At 59.7% G+C, this 14,370-nt stretch carries 16 protein-coding genes and 5 pseudogenes; 10 read left to right on the plus strand and 11 right to left on the minus strand.

What is annotated here, in order from left to right; translation table 11 throughout:
- Positions 1-185 precede the first annotated feature (185 nt).
- Both IVA78_RS02540 and IVA78_RS02545 read right to left on the minus strand, forming a co-directional pair.
- On the minus strand, positions 186-368 hold the full coding sequence (locus tag IVA78_RS02540) for a hypothetical protein (RefSeq protein ID WP_247279078.1): 183 nt from the start codon (positions 366-368) through the stop codon (positions 186-188).
- A 134-nt stretch (positions 369-502) separates the two neighbouring features.
- A complete protein-coding gene (locus tag IVA78_RS02545; RefSeq protein ID WP_247464052.1) occupies positions 503-1,024 on the minus strand; it encodes a thermonuclease family protein in 522 nt (173 codons plus the stop codon).
- 336 nt (positions 1,025-1,360) lie between these two features.
- Here IVA78_RS02545 and IVA78_RS02550 point away from each other — a divergent pair, with 336 nt between their 5' ends.
- Positions 1,361-1,627, plus strand: coding sequence for a hypothetical protein (locus IVA78_RS02550; RefSeq protein WP_247279080.1), 267 nt, complete (start codon positions 1,361-1,363; stop codon positions 1,625-1,627).
- A gap of 34 nt (positions 1,628-1,661) precedes the next feature.
- Here IVA78_RS02550 and IVA78_RS02555 read toward each other — a convergent pair whose 3' ends face one another.
- Positions 1,662-1,844 (minus strand): DUF3606 domain-containing protein, encoded by a 183-nt coding sequence (locus IVA78_RS02555; protein ID WP_247464057.1) that lies wholly within the window; start codon positions 1,842-1,844, stop codon positions 1,662-1,664.
- A 108-nt stretch (positions 1,845-1,952) separates the two neighbouring features.
- On the opposite strand from IVA78_RS02555, the pseudogene IVA78_RS02560 reads away from it, so the two are divergent.
- Positions 1,953-2,860: pseudogene (locus tag IVA78_RS02560) on the plus strand (DNA ligase).
- A 484-nt stretch (positions 2,861-3,344) separates the two neighbouring features.
- Here the strand turns inward: IVA78_RS02560 and IVA78_RS02565 are convergent.
- On the minus strand, positions 3,345-3,545 hold the full coding sequence (locus IVA78_RS02565) for a hypothetical protein (RefSeq protein ID WP_247279082.1): 201 nt from the start codon (positions 3,543-3,545) through the stop codon (positions 3,345-3,347).
- Between the two features lie 86 nt (positions 3,546-3,631).
- Positions 3,632-3,832 (minus strand): annotated as a pseudogene (locus tag IVA78_RS02570) (cell envelope biogenesis protein TolA); the annotation flags it as partial.
- Positions 3,833-3,967: 135 nt separating this feature from the next.
- Here IVA78_RS02570 and ligD point away from each other — a divergent pair.
- Positions 3,968-4,908 (plus strand): annotated as a pseudogene (gene ligD / locus IVA78_RS02575) (non-homologous end-joining DNA ligase).
- An 84-nt stretch (positions 4,909-4,992) separates the two neighbouring features.
- Here the strand turns inward: ligD and IVA78_RS02580 are convergent.
- The 3 genes and pseudogenes from IVA78_RS02580 to IVA78_RS02590 form a co-directional block, all read right to left on the minus strand.
- Complete coding sequence (locus IVA78_RS02580) at positions 4,993-5,457, minus strand: metallophosphoesterase family protein (RefSeq protein WP_247464060.1); 465 nt, start codon at positions 5,455-5,457, stop codon at positions 4,993-4,995.
- A pseudogene (locus tag IVA78_RS02585) lies at positions 5,454-5,953 on the minus strand (NUDIX domain-containing protein). The gene IVA78_RS02580 and the pseudogene IVA78_RS02585 overlap by 4 nt, the downstream one beginning before the upstream one ends.
- A gap of 63 nt (positions 5,954-6,016) precedes the next feature.
- Positions 6,017-6,946: pseudogene (locus IVA78_RS02590) on the minus strand (Ku protein).
- Between the two features lie 394 nt (positions 6,947-7,340).
- On the opposite strand from IVA78_RS02590, the gene IVA78_RS02595 reads away from it, so the two are divergent.
- The 5 genes from IVA78_RS02595 to IVA78_RS02610 are packed head-to-tail and all read left to right on the plus strand — an operon-like array spanning position 7,341 to position 10,750.
- On the plus strand, positions 7,341-7,934 hold the full coding sequence (locus IVA78_RS02595) for a hypothetical protein (protein ID WP_247450349.1): 594 nt from the start codon (positions 7,341-7,343) through the stop codon (positions 7,932-7,934).
- Positions 7,924-8,874: a nucleotidyl transferase AbiEii/AbiGii toxin family protein gene (locus IVA78_RS02600; RefSeq protein WP_247464063.1), complete on the plus strand. Its 951-nt coding sequence runs from the start codon at positions 7,924-7,926 to the stop codon at positions 8,872-8,874. Before IVA78_RS02595 ends, IVA78_RS02600 begins: the two co-directional genes overlap by 11 nt.
- Before the next feature lie 60 nt (positions 8,875-8,934).
- A complete protein-coding gene (locus IVA78_RS34515; protein ID WP_346275280.1) occupies positions 8,935-9,552 on the plus strand; it encodes a hypothetical protein in 618 nt (205 codons plus the stop codon).
- A complete protein-coding gene (locus IVA78_RS02605; RefSeq protein ID WP_346275279.1) occupies positions 9,489-10,373 on the plus strand; it encodes a terminase gpA endonuclease subunit in 885 nt (294 codons plus the stop codon). Before IVA78_RS34515 ends, IVA78_RS02605 begins: the two co-directional genes overlap by 64 nt.
- A 5-nt stretch (positions 10,374-10,378) precedes the next feature.
- Positions 10,379-10,750: a hypothetical protein gene (locus IVA78_RS02610; RefSeq protein ID WP_247450333.1), complete on the plus strand. Its 372-nt coding sequence runs from the start codon at positions 10,379-10,381 to the stop codon at positions 10,748-10,750.
- Between the two features lie 336 nt (positions 10,751-11,086).
- On the opposite strand, the gene IVA78_RS02615 is transcribed toward IVA78_RS02610, so the two are convergent.
- Positions 11,087-11,389 (minus strand): hypothetical protein, encoded by a 303-nt coding sequence (locus IVA78_RS02615; RefSeq protein ID WP_247450331.1) that lies wholly within the window; start codon positions 11,387-11,389, stop codon positions 11,087-11,089.
- Between the two features lie 10 nt (positions 11,390-11,399).
- Positions 11,400-11,840, minus strand: a complete 441-nt coding sequence (locus IVA78_RS02620) for a hypothetical protein (RefSeq protein WP_247450329.1) — start codon at positions 11,838-11,840, stop codon at positions 11,400-11,402.
- 441 nt (positions 11,841-12,281) lie between these two features.
- On the opposite strand from IVA78_RS02620, the gene IVA78_RS02625 reads away from it, so the two are divergent.
- Entirely contained in the window at positions 12,282-12,620 is a 339-nt protein-coding gene (locus IVA78_RS02625) for a hypothetical protein (protein ID WP_247464069.1), read from the plus strand.
- Positions 12,621-12,874: 254 nt separating this feature from the next.
- On the opposite strand, the gene IVA78_RS02630 is transcribed toward IVA78_RS02625, so the two are convergent.
- Complete coding sequence (locus IVA78_RS02630) at positions 12,875-13,372, minus strand: YfbU family protein (protein ID WP_247464072.1); 498 nt, start codon at positions 13,370-13,372, stop codon at positions 12,875-12,877.
- 414 nt (positions 13,373-13,786) lie between these two features.
- Here IVA78_RS02630 and IVA78_RS02635 point away from each other — a divergent pair, with 414 nt between their 5' ends.
- Positions 13,787-14,368 carry a hypothetical protein gene (locus tag IVA78_RS02635; protein WP_247464075.1) on the plus strand — a complete coding sequence of 194 codons (582 nt, stop codon included), beginning with the start codon at positions 13,787-13,789 and terminating at the stop codon, positions 14,366-14,368.
- Positions 14,369-14,370 lie beyond the last annotated feature (2 nt).

A 14,370-nucleotide genomic window follows, 5' to 3' on the forward strand; every position in this document is an offset into this window, starting at 1 on the left:
TATGGAAAGCCGTGTGCATTGAAAAGTGCCCGCACGGTTTGGGGGGAGGCGTAGGGACATCCTCGTCGAGGTGTCCCGCGCCTACCCTACCGAGACGCAAAGCGGCTCGGTTCCACGAGAGCCCGATGCGGCGAAAGCCGCACGCGCGCAAGCGGAAGAACTCCGCTTAGACTCGAACCGGCGATCTAGATTTCCTCGCGAGCATGCGTCTGCGCGTCGTAGATCCTGATCTGAAGCAACGGAAAACGCTTCTTTAGTTCTTCGCCAGCCGCCTTGGCGCCGTCTCTGGTTGTAAATTCGGCTTTGAACCGGCCGTCCACTTCAATCGCGTAACCAGAGGTCGGCAATTCACGGGTTGCTGCAACCATTTCATTCCCATTGTGCAGTGAGGTGATTGGGAATGATGGGTAGCGTGAGTCGCCCAAACCGCGCCAGAGCCACCTGCCCAACCTGTGATGATAGGCCAATACACGTTGTGGATCGGCATCTCTCCGGAACCGCATCAAGGATGGGCATTTGCGTCATCCGAGCAGGTGGCCGGCTTTCCACTTGCCCGGATGCATGCACGATAGAGCCACGGCTCGACGTAGCTGCCCTTCCAGAGTCCCTGGCCGGTACGCTCAGCCTCGCGCTGAGCTTTGTGATATCTTCTCTTCGAATATTGAGGCCAATCCAACGCAAGACCGCTCCGTACAAGCCATTCAGCGAGATCCCTGCCTGCGACCGAGCAGGTCGCAACCGTGCGGCCATACGGGTCGAGGCTGACTGGAACACAATTGACGGGACGGCGGGCAATGAAGGCGTCAAGGTCGTTCGCCGCCTGCGCACCGCAACGATATTGCAAGCTGTCTTCGCCGCGGCACAGCTGACTGCTCTCCGGTGCATCGATACCCCAAAGCCGGATACGCGCTCCATGTACTTCCAACGTATCGCCGTCGATCACGCTAGCCTGTCCGACAAAATCGTCGGCCAGCGCCACACCCGACAGAATGGTGAGAATCAAAGCGACAGAGGTTCGAAGCATTCCAATGACGTTGTAGCTATATCAAATCTCGCGGATTGGATTTGGCCAGTTCTCGAGTGGTTTCTGCGTCGGCAGGTTCTCGCCTTAGATGGTAGGCTGGTCAACCGGCGAAGAGGAAAGTTGTGTCCCAATGCGCCGCTTGGGATGAGGCAAAGGCGCTGCAGCACCCTTTGCCAGACGAGGCGCGACAAGGAAGACAAGCTTACAGCCTATGCACAGGGCGGCGGAACACGTGGAAAAGCACCTGCCCCGACGATTTGGAATCCCTGCTCTGTGTTAGCAGCCGGAACGGATTGAGGGCCGCAAGGATTCGCCCCTCGCGCAGGAGCGATTTTGATGCTGATGACCAAGGAGAGGCGAACGGCGACCCGCACGGTACGCGGGCGGGCGGTGGCCGTGCTGGAGGAGGCAGGCGCGATCCGCGAGTGTGAGTACCACGGCTGGATGCAGGACCGCGCCGATCCATACGCCCGCGAGCGGGCGGTCGAAATCGCCCGCCAGGATCCGCCACCGGGCCTTTCGCCCGAGGCGGCTGCCGGCGCGCTAACCGAGGTCCTGGACTCGATCGGCGATACCTGCCCCGAATGCCCGCCCGAGGTCTAGGCAACGCGCTGGACATTTGAGGCGGGCAAAAAATTTATCGTCCGAGACGCTTCTCGACACGCTTCCGGTTGTTGCCGACCTTTTTGACAGCTTTCTTGACCGCTGACGCCGACCGTCCTGTCTTCTTGGATTCGTACCCCACTTCATACTTTTGGCCGCCGGCCACACGGGGCCGGTCCTGCTTGCGCCCGCGCCCCGTCTTCTTCGCTGCCGCCATCGGCTCCTCCTGTCGGATTGCTAGCAGACCAACGCAGCAAAGGATTCACGGGTTCCGGAACGATTCGACCTGTGTCAGTTTGAATCAGCTGTTGCTTGGAGTGCTTCAGTGGCGTTTCAGCGTCGAAAACCGGCGACCATCGGCGTGAAGGCCCCAATGCCCGGCTTCATCGAACCGTCCTTGGCCACCTCGATCGAGAGGGTGCCGTCCGGAGAACGCTGGATTCACGAAATCCAGTTCGGCGGCTACTGGGTCCAGATCCACTTGGCCAACGAGGCGGCGAAGGTCTTCACGCGCCGCGGCCATGACTGGACCCACCGCTTCAAGAAGGTCGCCCATCACGCGTGGCGGATCAGCGCGAGCTCAGCCGTCATCGACGGCGAGATCGTCGTCCCCGCCGCCGACGGCACCACGGATTTCTCGGTGCTGCAGAACGAGCTCAAGGGCAAGTCAACGAGCATGTGCTGGTGGTCTTTGATCTGCTCTACCTGAATGGCCGCGATCTCCGAAAGCTGCCGCTGATCCAGAGGAAAGCCGAGCTCAGGAAAATCGTCGATGGTACCGACGTCCAGTTCAGCGAAAGCTTCGAGATCGAGGGACGCGAGATGTTCGCGCATGCCTGCAACTCGGTCTGGCGTCGTCTCGAAGGTGCGAGATGCTCCCTATCCGAAGGGGCGTACAGGCGATTGGGTGAAGAAAACCTGCATCCAGCGCGAGACACTGACGATCGCTGACTCGACGAGGGAAAATGGGACGGCATCGATGTCGATCGCCGCAACGGCGACGATCTGGTCTATGCGGGCAAGCTCGACCACGGATTTGACAAGACGTCCGCCGCTGACCTCCAGAAGAAACTGATGCCGCTGATCCGGAAGACGCAACCGTACACGAAGCGGATCGCACATAAGGGCATCTGGGTCGAACCAAAGCTGCTCGCCGAGACCGAGTATCGCGCGAAGTCGGCCGAGGGAAAGGTCCGGCACCCGTTCTACCGGAGCCTGCGGGAGGACCTGTGATGGATGCATTCGATCGCCTGGCAGTTTGCCAACAATCCCTTGGAAAGCCAACTGCACGATACCGGCCGAGCTACATCGGGCCGTCATGGAGCTCGCTCCTGAGAAGCGACGGGACCGCGCCGCCGTGAACCAAGCCGCAGTACGCGTACTAGGCTACTCACAGATCTGGGTCGATGTCCGGTCCGCCTCGACACCGACCGCCTTTGTTCAACCGCATCAAATGCCGCGATGGGACAACAGAGGACGCGCTACAATAACGACGAGGTCGCCAACTGAGACGGTCTTACTTCATGTCGAAATTTGCCGGGGGGCGCCTCTTTAGGCGCCAATAGCCCACCAATGCGCGCCACTCAAATACGCTGATTAAGATGCCGACCAGTGCAGTCCCAATCCCGCACATTATCAAAATCATTTGGAGCATCGAATCACCGCGTGCCGTGTCGATGTTCCTGAGAGTACCAAAGTGAACAGTCGCTCCGAAGGCTTATTTGGGTGGCTGCAATCCGGGCGACGTCAGCCAGTCGCTTAGATGCGCGCCGGTCTCGGCGATCCTGGCTCGCTTAAGTAAACTCTCACGTTCCGTACCAGCCGGTAACTGGCTCGCCCGTTCTTTAAGCTTATTGGCCTGTTCGGCCATTCGTTCTTCAAGCGAGCGGGTCTGCTTCACTCTGCGGCGCTCTCCCATGGGGCGCTCCCTAGTGTTGAATACGATTTCCAAACCGCGAAAGGTAAGTTCGGTTCCGGTCGGGTCGTTGAAGATCTGTCGGATCAGGCCGGGCGCCTGAGAACGACGCCGGGCTTTGCCATGGTCGCGGCGACGACGTCCCGATCGTGGCTCTCCCTTGCCGCGCCCTGATGGAAGAGATTGCTATCTGCGCCCCGCGCTTCCAGAGCCGCTTTCATGCAGGGAGCGGCGATCGCCTGACCGACGAAGCCCAGCGAGGTCTGATAGGTCTTCAGTTTTCTGGCCATCGGTCCGATCCGCCCTCCGCGATCGATCGTGCTCACGCCACGACGCCTGCGGAACACGACGCGGCCTCGAAGCGTTCCCTAATCCTTGAAGGACGTCCATGCATTTCGCAACGCGCTCCGAAGGATTGACCTCGAATGAGCCGGACGTCGCCCTTGCCCAAGCGTTTGCAGCCGATGCTCGCCACCGACGCGCCGTTCAACGACCCCGGCTGGGTTTTCGAGGACAAGTATGACGGCTTCCGGATGATCGCAGAAATCCGGCGGGGCAAGCTTGCACTCTACAGCCGCAACGGCAAGATCATCAGCCGCAGCTATATCGAGTCGCTAAAGCGCTGGAGGGCGTGAAGGGCGACGCCGTGATCGACGGTGAGCTCGTCGCGATCGAAAAGGACGGCGTCTCACATTTCCAGCTGCTTCAAAACGCGCTGCGCCATGAAGCGAAGCTCCTGTATTGCGCCTTCGACCTCATGTTCGAGAACGCAGTGGACTTGCGCAGGCAGCCTCTCCTCGAGCGCAAGAAGCGGCTGAAGGCGATTCTGCCGCGCGACAGGCTGATCGCCTTCAGCACTCACCGCAAAGGAGACGGCACGAAATTCTTCGTCGATGCCGAGCGGAAGGGTTTGGAAGGCCTCATGGCGAAGCGCGCCGACAGCGCGTATACATCAGGAAGCCGAACGGCGGATTGGCTGAAGATCAAGACGGCAAAGCGTCAGGAAGTGGTGATCGCCGGCTTCACGGCACCCAGGCGCACCAGGCCATTCTTCGGCGCCCTGGTCCTCGCCGTGCGGGAAGACGACGCATGGCGCTATATCGGACATGTCGGCACCGGCTTCAGCCACAAAATCCTGGAAGACCTGCATGGCAAGCTCGTGAAGCTGACGGCCCCTAAATCGCCGTTCCCTGCCAAAGTGAAGGACGAGGCCGCCACGACCTGGGTCAGGCCCTCGCTCGTTGCCGAGGTCAAGTTCGCGGAGTGGACGAGCAAGGGCGAACTGCGCCAGCCCGTCTACCTCGGGCTCCGGTCCGACAAGCGGGCGAAGGAAGTCGTGCGCGAGCGAGAACGTCCGCGCAAATAACGCTTCCCTTCGAATGTCACCGGCAAACGGAACGAATTAACGCATTCGCCTCCTCCGCTGTGAATTCCCAGCGCGGTGGTGCGCTCAGTCGCCTCCAAGGTCGTGGATTTCCGGTCGCATGCCCTGAGAAGTGACATCGAGCGTCGCAAGCGTGATCGGCAGCTTGAAGCGCCGCGGTCCCGCGCTTCCGGGATTCACGTAGAGAACGCCACCGACCGTGTCGATCTTCGGCACGTGGGAATGCCCCGAGACGATGACGTCGATGCCCGCGCCAAGATCGTCCTGCAGCGTCTTCAGGTCGTGCAGAACGTAGATCGACTTTCCCGCCAGGCGCACGAGGTTCGTGTCGGGGTATTCGCGGGCCCACTCGCCATTGTCCACGTTTCCACGGATGGCGGTGACGGGCGCGATCCGGCGAAGCGCGCCGACGATCTCGGGGCGCCCGATGTCGCCGGCATGAATGATGTGATCGACGCCCGCCAGGCCTCGTTCCGCCTCGGGCCTCAACAGGCCGTGCGTGTCCGAAATGATTCCAATCCTAAACGTCATTTCCCTGCGCTCTCAACCGCGATCGCCAAAAGACGATCGAGAAGCTCCACCTGAGCGGACAGCATCTTGGTCCGCGCGAACTCGATATCGAACCATTCCGCGCGGTCGACTTCGGGAAAGCTCTGCCTTCGACCGCTTCGGGCGGCCATTCAATCTCGAAGGTATTGCTGATCAGCGCCGCCGGGTCAAAATGGCCCACGCCGGCGAATGCGATGACGCGCTTGCCTCCTCGCTGTCGGACCTCCCCCAGCGGCTGGAGCGGACCAATCGAAGCGCTCGGACCTAGTTCCTCGGCAAACTCGCGCCGCGCAACCTGCTCCGGAGCATCCGCAGCGTCGATTTCGCCCTTCGGAATGGACCAGGCGCCGTTATCCTTCTTGCGCCAGAACGGACCGCCGGGATGAACGAGCAGAACCTCGAGCCCGCGAGCGCCTTTGCGGTAGGCAAGAATGCCCGCACTTAACATTGATCTCCAAGTCTTTTTCAGCACAGCCATATCGCTCCCCGCCGCGGACACGAAGTAACGGCCGTCTGGCGTCACTGGATCCTTAACGACACGCTAGGCCGACTTCCGCTGCGGTTTGGCCGCCGGCTTCTTCGGCGCGGCCTCTTTCGCCGGCTTGCCTGCGATTGGCATCAGCATTTCCTTTTGCCCGGCCGCCGCCTTGCGCGGCTTTTTGCTTGGCTTCTTGGGGCTTCTGTCGAGCCCGCCACGTCTCTTCCAATGCTCTTGCGAAGCGCGTCCATCAGGTCGACGACGTTCTCGCCGCGGGGGCGCGCCTTCGCGGTGATGGGTTTACCGGCGCGCTTCTGGTTGATCAGGTATCGATCAACGCGGTTTCGTACTGGTCCTCAAACTTGTCTGGCTCGAAGTGGCCCGCCTTCTGGTTGACGATGTGCCTGGCGACGTCAAGCATGTCCTTGGTGACTTTGACGTCCTGGATGTCGTCGAAATACTCATCCGCAGAGCGGACTTCGTAAGGGTAGCGCAGCAGCGTCCCCATCAGCCCCTTGTCGAGCGGCTCCAGCGCGATGATGTGCTCGCGATTGGTCACCACCACGCCACCGATCGCGACCTTGTTCATTTCGCGGATGGTTTCGCGGATGACCGCGAAAGCGTCATGCCCGACTTTACCGTCGGGTCGCAGATAGTAGGGACGGATCAGATACTTGGATCAATCTCGCTGCGGTCGACGAACTCGTCGATCTCGATCGTTCGCGTCGATTCCAGCGCGACGTTCTCGAGCTCCTCCTTCGTCACCTCGATGAAGGTGTCGGTGTCGACCTTGTAGCCCTTGACGATATCCTCGTTGTCGACCTCCTCACCGGTATCAGCGTCCACCTTGGCGTACTTGATGCGGTGGCCGGTCTTTCGGTTGAGCTGGTTGAACGAGACCTTTTCGGATTCCGAGGTGGCTGGATAGAGCGCTACCGGACAGGTGACGAGGGAAAGACGCAGGAAGCCTTTCCAGTTCGCGCGGGGGGCCATCGCAGGGAACTCCATTACTGACGCCGGATTCAAGACGAACGGCCCGGCTTGGTTCCGACACCGCGCCCCTCCCGACGGGATGATTTTTTCAGGATGAGGTCCGACGGACTCGACGTTTGTTCTTGTTATGTTCTAATTCGGAACCGATCGACCCGCGAGCTGGCGCATGCCGATGGAAAAACTGGCCGCTGAAGCTGCCCGTAGACCGGGCCCCTCCACGGCGGCTCCAGATGCGCCGCTCCCGGCGGAATATTGGGAATCGGTCCTGAAAGACTCTCGCGTCGCTGCGACCGGACCATCTAAATACGTTGTATCAATCACTTGCTCTTCAATTTGCATGAATTTTCAATCAGAAACCTTGCAAGGTAGTCAATTCTGACTTACATTCGAAGCCATGACGAAGCTCGATGCCCTCAAGAAGCACCTGAAGCCGGGCCAAGCCTATCGACGGGCAGATTTGGTCCGATGGTCGACGTCTGTCGATCGGCATCTCAAGGAACTGGTTGAGAGCGGCACACTCAAGAAGCTTTCAGGCGGTCTGTATGCCTATCCGAAGGAAACGGTGTTCGGCTCGGCTCCCGCTTCCGACAAGGATGTTGTGAGCGCCTTTCTGAAGGACGATACGTTTCTGCTGGCCTCGCCCAATGCCTACAACAGCCTGGGCGTGGGAACGACGCAGCTTTATGACAAGACCGTCGTCTACAATCACAAGCGCCACGGCGAGTTTCAACTCGGCAATCGCAAGTTTGCCTTCCGCGTGAAGCCGCGCTTTCCAAAGTCGCTGACGCAGGAGTTTCTGCTTGTCGATCTCGTCAACAACGTCAATCAGCTTGCAGAAGCAAAGGATGAGGTTCTCAAGCGGGTCGAGCAGCGTGCTGCGACTTCCGACCAACGCCGCTTGCGCCGCGCTGTCCGCGAGTATGGAAACGAGCGAACGAAGAAATTCTTCGATCGCGCGTTAAGACCGAGCGAACTGCATGCCGCGTGATTTCCTCCACAATCATCCGCAATTCGCGGATCTGATCCGGATTGTGGCGGAAGAAAAGGGCATCGATCCAGCCCTCATCGAAAAAGACTACTGGATCATGCACTGCCTATACGGACTTCAACAGCTCGGCTTCACCTTCCAGCTCAAAGGTGGCACGTCGCTTTCCAAGGGGCATCAGATCATCAATCGGTTTTCGGAGGACATCGATATCCTGATCGAGCCCCCGAAGGACCGGGATGTGAAAACGGGCAAGCACCACAACAAGCCCGCTCACATCCGGTCACGGAAAGATTTCTATGAGTGGCTGGCACAAACGATCAAGATCGATGGCGTTACGAATGTCGAACGGGACACCGAATTCGATGATGTGCCGAACTATCGGAGCGCGGGCATCAAGCTGAATTACACGACAGTCGTCGAGGCCATGGAAGGTCTCCGCGAAGGAGTCCTGCTGGAGGTTGGCTTCGACACCGTGGCGCCGAATGCGCCAAAGGACATCAGCTCGTGGCTCTACGACCGGGCCGTGGCAAGCCACGTGGATATCATCGACAACCGCGCCATGGCGGTGCCTTGCTATGATCCCGGCTATACCTTCGTTGAAAAACTACAGACGGTCTCAACGAAGTTCCGCAAGCAGCAAGCCGACCAGAGCGACCCGGTTGGATACATGCGTCACTACTACGATATCCATGAGCTGCTCAAACAGCCCGAGGTTCAGAAATTCATCGGCACGGACGCCTATAAGGCTCACAAGCAGGCACGCTTTCGCCAGGACGACAACCAGAACATTGCAGAGAATGAGGCCTTCCTTCTGAGCGATCCCAAGACACGAACCACATTCGCGAACGCCTATGAGCGAAGCAGCGCGCTCTACTACGCGGGTAAGCCGACCTTCGAGCAGATACTTGCCGAGATCGAAAAGTCGATCGATAGACTTTAGTTTTCGATTCTTCAGGCTCCGGGCGCGTTCAAGACGAACGCTTACACCACTAAGACCCGAATGGGCTATTATGGACCTAAGAGTCGGCGGATCTCATTAGATTTCAATGCTGATCGCGCCGCCATACACGGAGGGGGCCCTGGCGGACATTCTTCTCAAATCAACGACCGAGAAAATGAGCAGGCATGTGGTATTATCCACGGCCTCAAGCGCGTCGGTCACATTCCCTGGATGTCGTCCGGCATGCCGGAAGAGTTTTGGCCACTGTGGCTCTCAAAGGACATCGCCGAACTCGGAATCTGGAGCATAGAGTACGACGCCGCTCCTACTCTTTGGCGCGGGCACTCCATGGCGCGCGCCGATCGCGCCAACAATATCCTCCCCTTGCTCCTCTCCGAGGAGCACCTGAAGGTCGGAGAGATAGCCTTCGTTACGCACAGCTTCACCGCGGCGGCGCTTGGTACCAATGCGAGCATTGCGGCGATCCGATTTATGAACGGCACAAGCCGGCGATGTTATCACAGGGCGAATGGCGCGCGACCGCCGCCGGCGACGGCCGGACCGCCGGCTTCCATCTATCGGCGCTGTATTCGCCCTTCGAAACATGGGCGGAAATCGCTGTCGAACATGGTGCCGTGTATCGCGATCCGCCGCGTCTTCAGACGTGGGTCAACCTGAAGCTGGGCGAACCGTACGAAGACCGAGCGGCGCAAATCCCCGAACCCGCGCGGTTGATGGCGCGCGCCGAAAGCTGGGGTGCGGACGTTCCGGACAGCGTCGTCGTCATCACCGCAGGCGTCGACGTCCAGCAGGATCGGCTTGAATGCGAAATCGTCGGTTGGGGCAAGGGCGAGGAAAGCAGGTCTCTAGAATATCACGTCTTGGCAGGCAATCCCGCGGACGGCGACGTCTGGATGCGCCTCGATGCGATCCTGACGGCCGCGCGCCGCCGGCGCGACGGCCGCCTGATGCGGGTCATGGCTGCGGCAGTTGATACAGGCAATTGGAGCAAGACGGTTTACGACTTCGCGACGCCACGTCACGGCCGGCAAGTCTGGGCGATCAAGGGATCATCGGTTCGCGGTGCGCCGATCTGGCCGCGCCGACCATCGCGACCGAAGCCGGGCCGGCCGCCTCTGTACATGGTCGGCGTCGACGCAGCGAAGGAAGTCATCATGGCCCGGCTGTCGATCGAAGAACCCGGGCCGGGCGCCTGCCATTTCCCGACGGACCGCGATCTTGATTATTTCAAGATGTTGACCGCCGAACGTCCGATCCGCCGGTTCATTAAGGGCGTCGCCGTGCGGGAATGGACCAAAGCGGCGTTCGTCCGCAACGAAGCGTTGGATTGCCGGGTCTACACCCTTGCAGCGTTGCACGGCCTACGATCGTATGGGCTTGATCTTGACCGCGAAGCCGATCGCCAGACGTTCATTGCGGAAGCAACGCCGGTGCCGGCCGCGCCTCGGGTCATCAGATCAAAGTGGATGGGCCGATAGGAACAATGAACGCAAATACATGGCCGCAATGGGCTGCGGCGATCGGAGTGTTGGTCGAGTTTGTCGGGTTTGTTGTTCTCGGCTTAGAGCTGATGCAGACGAACAAGCAGGCTCTTCGTGAGGCGAAGCTGCTCGCATCTGAGAAAAGCCTTTTCACCACGTTGGCCGTATATGATGATATCCCGGGCGACGCCCCCAATTATACCGGCGCCAGCGTAGAGGGCGGAATATTGGGCCGGTTGGTGGAAAGCATTCCAGCACGCGAAAAAGAAGTCGCGCGCAGCCGATGGATGATCAGTGCCGGGCTTGTTGTTTCCGGCCTCGGTGTACTGATCCAAATCGCCGGAGCCTTCGGACAGGCGTGGTTGGCAAAATAAGCTTGGCCGCCGGCCAAGGGGTCCAGTTCAATCCCCTTGTCCAGCGACGTCCCGGCGACGCGGTCCAGATCAGGACCTAGTGCCTTGGCGCGGGTCGCGTCGCGCTGGATCGTTCGTTCAGGCTTGCCGGTCTTGGCGGCCGTGTCGGCTGTGAAGGACGCATCGGCCAACTTGGCCGTTGCGTCCCCGCGCTTCATGGCCCGGTTCGCGGCGCGTGCCCCGACGGCCTTCGCTGGGCCGTGCACCGCCTCATAAGCCGCCTTGCGCTTGGCGATCAGCTTCGCACGGTGCGCCGGCGTCAGATCGCGGCACGGCCAAATTCGCGCTGCGTCAAAATCACGTTGGCGGCCTATCCATCAAATGCATTCCGATCCCGCCTTGGACCCGCCCCCATGCGTTCAGAAACGTCTGGAAAACGTCGGACGGCACCGCGTTGCGCTTCAGCTTTTTGAATTCTGAAGCGCGCTGTCGCGCTGCTCGCGCAAGGCCCGTCAGGTATGCGTCATGCCGGGCGTCTTCGATCTGATGCATGAAGGCTGTTACCGCGCCAACCCAGTTGTCGTTTTTATCGGTGACGGTGGCGTCGATTTCCGACCACCGTCGTTGCCAAGCTTCGTATTGATCGCGTTCGACTTTCATCCGAGTAACCTTAGACAAGCTTCCACTTGCGCTCGATGCGCGCGATTTCATCAACGAAGACCTTCAACGGGTATTGGTGGCTCCAATCGTTCGTTTTCGGCTTCGAATAGTCTACGCGGACAAACAACTTGATCGTCGGGTCTTCGATCGCCTTGATCGCTTTCGATGTCAGGTGTGGACGCAGGCTCGCGTAATACGGCGATGACATCACTGTTCGTTGACGGTCGCCTGCCCACACCACCGGCATCTGCTGCGGCTGACCTATCATCGGCAAGAGGTTCAGGCGCCAGCCGGTTACCAACTCACGCCGGCGCGCGAGGATTTGCTTCTTCTTCTCAAAGCCCCATTGAACGTACGACGTCAACAGGCTGCCGAAGACGAACCCGATCGCCGGACCGCCGAGAGCCTTCGCCGCCGAAATCCAGTCAATATCATCCAAGCTGACGGTCATGGGCGACGATTATCGCGCGGAGATTGCTGCGCGCGGAAGGCTCCTCAACCTGCTATCCCCGGGAAATTTCCCGGTCATTGCGCGGGTCTGCACCCGTCCAGGGCGTGTTATCTTCCCGCTTGTACCCGGCGCGCACCTTTGGGTAGTTCTAGCGGACCGCCCGGAAGCTGGCACTTCCGAGCGGTCCTGACTTCCAACATGGAGTTGACCCATGCCGAAAGCTGTTTCCGACAATATCACCGTTTTTGACCCCAGTCGCAGATCAAGGCCGACCGAACCGCTTTCGACGGTTCTTCGGGTGATCGGCGAGAGGCGCCGCCCTGACGGAAGATGGGTCGCGCTATGCGCCGTCGTTCAGCCGTCTGCTGAAATCATCCGTTTGAAGGTTTGATCCGAGACGCGGCGGCTTCGGCCGCCGCTTGCCCTGGGGTTGCCTCCACCATGACGATGACCAAGCAGGATCGCGCGGAGCGGATCAGGATGCTGGCAAAGCTGGCTATCGGCATCCTTCGGCGGAACGATGCCGGCGGATATCTCGACATCCCGGGTAAAGGTCGCGTCCGCGCATTAGACTGCCGATGCGGTGAATTCCGGCTGTCGTTCCGACGCCGCGTCGACGACGAGGAACGCTTGGCAAGGCTTAAGATCAAATTTGCGGGGGAAACTGTATTGTCGGCCGCTTGGACGGATGAAGGCTTCGTTCGGACGTCGTACAGACCGAGCGAATGGGAGGGCGCGCTTCAGCGCGTTGATCGAATGCCAGCAATGGGGAGAGAATAGCGATGCCGGGCGGAACAACACTATGCCCTGTCTGCAACGGCAAATGCGTGCGTTGTCTGCGGCGGACAGATGGAAGCCTACATGGAAAATAAGAAGGAATGGGTGCCGTGCCCGGTATGCTGCGGCGACCCGAACAAACATGATCGCCTTCGTGGCGTGTGCCAAAACTGCGAAGGCGTCGGTACGGTCGATAAACCGCAGGCCGTTTGAAAGGGCGATGCGGCCCCAAGGGCCGCATCGCTAACATCGGGCTACTACTTCTTGGACGGTCCAACAGCGATTTGGTTGACCTGATCCTGCGTCAACGGAAATGGCCGGCCGAGATCGTTCCAGACCTTCAGCATTTCGCGATAGGTCCCGATCGTCGCCATCGAATGTGAATTCCGGGGACGGTCTTTCTGCTCGCTCCACAAATTCAGGTCATCGATCAGAAAGCTGGCGATGCCGAAATGTGGATCATGGTTTCCGTCAAAGCCGTCGAAGCGAGGATGAAATGCCTCCGCCGCGGGCGTCGCGCCGGCTTCGTACGCCCGTTCTAGGGCGCGATACATGGTGAAGATGTCTTGAACTTCTTCGCCAACGGCATCCGGGGTCTCATCGTAAATCCACTCGAAAACCCGCGGGTAAAGGCTGACGTAACCCCGCTCCAAGATATCGGCGAACTTGCTGAGATGATCGTCTCCTTCCAGCTTCGCGCGAATGCGGAACTGATTGGCGAGCGACACGCGTTCGAACAGAGATAGTTTTTCCATCGAAAAGCTTCCTTGGAAATTGGGCCCGGGAGGGGTCGCGGCTGATATCAGAAGGGAGCGTCGGCCCGCAACGGGAAAACGCCCGGCGATTGGCGTCACAAAAGCTGTGGATAACTCCGCCGCATCTCTTGTCAAAACCGGGAAAGCTCCCGGGATTTTCGTCGATCCCCCTCGCCTTTGACGCTGATCAGGATTTTTCTCAGCGCAAAAACTCACCGCGAACAACGCCAATCAGTTCATCGACTTGGCCTGAGATCAGTCGCACCAGAGCGAGTTCATTTAACGAAGTCGAAATTCCGAAACCGGGAGCTTTACCGGTAACTTGCTGTTTTTGCTGACAGATTGACGCTGGCGACCGACGCACCCTAACTGCACGACATCAGTCACGCGGTATGCCGAGGAAGTCGAATGCGAATGCGCCGTCTCGAATTCATCACGCTCACCGGCCTCACCCGGGAACGCTTCGACGCCCATGCCCGCCGTGATCAGCGGTGCCTGTGGCGACATGTCGGCGAAGACGTGAGCGGCTTCACTTGGTTCGAAGCGTTTCTTCAGATCGCGGCGGATGATCTCTGTGACGAACCGAAGCACGAAACCCGCGCCGCCGCGAAGAGCGCCCTCAGCGCCGTTGCTCCTGTGCTTGCCAGTCGTTGGAAGGACATTGCGGCCTCTGCGGCCGATCCGCTGCTTCCAGAAATTGTTTGGGTTCGCCTGACGCACCGCCACGACGACCGCGGGCCCCGCTGTTCGAACATCGTTGGCACTCAGGCCGAAATAGCCGACGCGATCGAGAATTTGCCGGAGTTCCGGAAGATCGATGGCGGATCGGCGACGGCATGCGTAGCGATCCTGTTGGACCGTGCTGCAAAGAAAGGCTTCGTGATCCCAGACGAATTCTGGACGGACACGCCGACCTTCGTCACCGACGATGATGGCGTGGTTGGCGATATGTGGTCGCACGCGGTCGATGAAGCCGCGCAGCGCAAAGGTCAGTAAGC

It is taken from the genome of Bradyrhizobium sp. 137, from assembly GCF_023074095.1.
Taxonomy (GTDB): Bacteria; Pseudomonadota; Alphaproteobacteria; order Rhizobiales; family Xanthobacteraceae; genus Bradyrhizobium.

Bases quoted from the DNA above. Each gene is read 5' to 3' on its own strand.
- IVA78_RS02635 (WP_247464075.1), top strand. From the start codon at position 13,787: ATGCGCCGTCTCGAATTCATCACGCTCACCGGCCTCACCCGGGAACGC.
- IVA78_RS02550 (WP_247279080.1), top strand. From the start codon at position 1,361: ATGCTGATGACCAAGGAGAGGCGAACGGCGACCCGCACGGTACGCGGG.
- IVA78_RS34515 (WP_346275280.1), top strand. From the start codon at position 8,935: ATGGGCTATTATGGACCTAAGAGTCGGCGGATCTCATTAGATTTCAAT.
- IVA78_RS02540 (WP_247279078.1), bottom strand. From the start codon at position 368: ATGGTTGCAGCAACCCGTGAATTGCCGACCTCTGGTTACGCGATTGAA.
- IVA78_RS02615 (WP_247450331.1), bottom strand. From the start codon at position 11,389: ATGAAAGTCGAACGCGATCAATACGAAGCTTGGCAACGACGGTGGTCG.
- IVA78_RS02625 (WP_247464069.1), top strand. From the start codon at position 12,282: ATGACGATGACCAAGCAGGATCGCGCGGAGCGGATCAGGATGCTGGCA.
- IVA78_RS02580 (WP_247464060.1), bottom strand. From the start codon at position 5,457: ATGACGTTTAGGATTGGAATCATTTCGGACACGCACGGCCTGTTGAGG.
- IVA78_RS02610 (WP_247450333.1), top strand. From the start codon at position 10,379: ATGAACGCAAATACATGGCCGCAATGGGCTGCGGCGATCGGAGTGTTG.
- IVA78_RS02565 (WP_247279082.1), bottom strand. From the start codon at position 3,545: ATGGGAGAGCGCCGCAGAGTGAAGCAGACCCGCTCGCTTGAAGAACGA.
- IVA78_RS02620 (WP_247450329.1), bottom strand. From the start codon at position 11,840: ATGACCGTCAGCTTGGATGATATTGACTGGATTTCGGCGGCGAAGGCT.
- IVA78_RS02595 (WP_247450349.1), top strand. From the start codon at position 7,341: ATGACGAAGCTCGATGCCCTCAAGAAGCACCTGAAGCCGGGCCAAGCC.
- IVA78_RS02600 (WP_247464063.1), top strand. From the start codon at position 7,924: ATGCCGCGTGATTTCCTCCACAATCATCCGCAATTCGCGGATCTGATC.
- IVA78_RS02545 (WP_247464052.1), bottom strand. From the start codon at position 1,024: ATGCTTCGAACCTCTGTCGCTTTGATTCTCACCATTCTGTCGGGTGTG.
- IVA78_RS02555 (WP_247464057.1), bottom strand. From the start codon at position 1,844: ATGGCGGCAGCGAAGAAGACGGGGCGCGGGCGCAAGCAGGACCGGCCC.
- IVA78_RS02630 (WP_247464072.1), bottom strand. From the start codon at position 13,372: ATGGAAAAACTATCTCTGTTCGAACGCGTGTCGCTCGCCAATCAGTTC.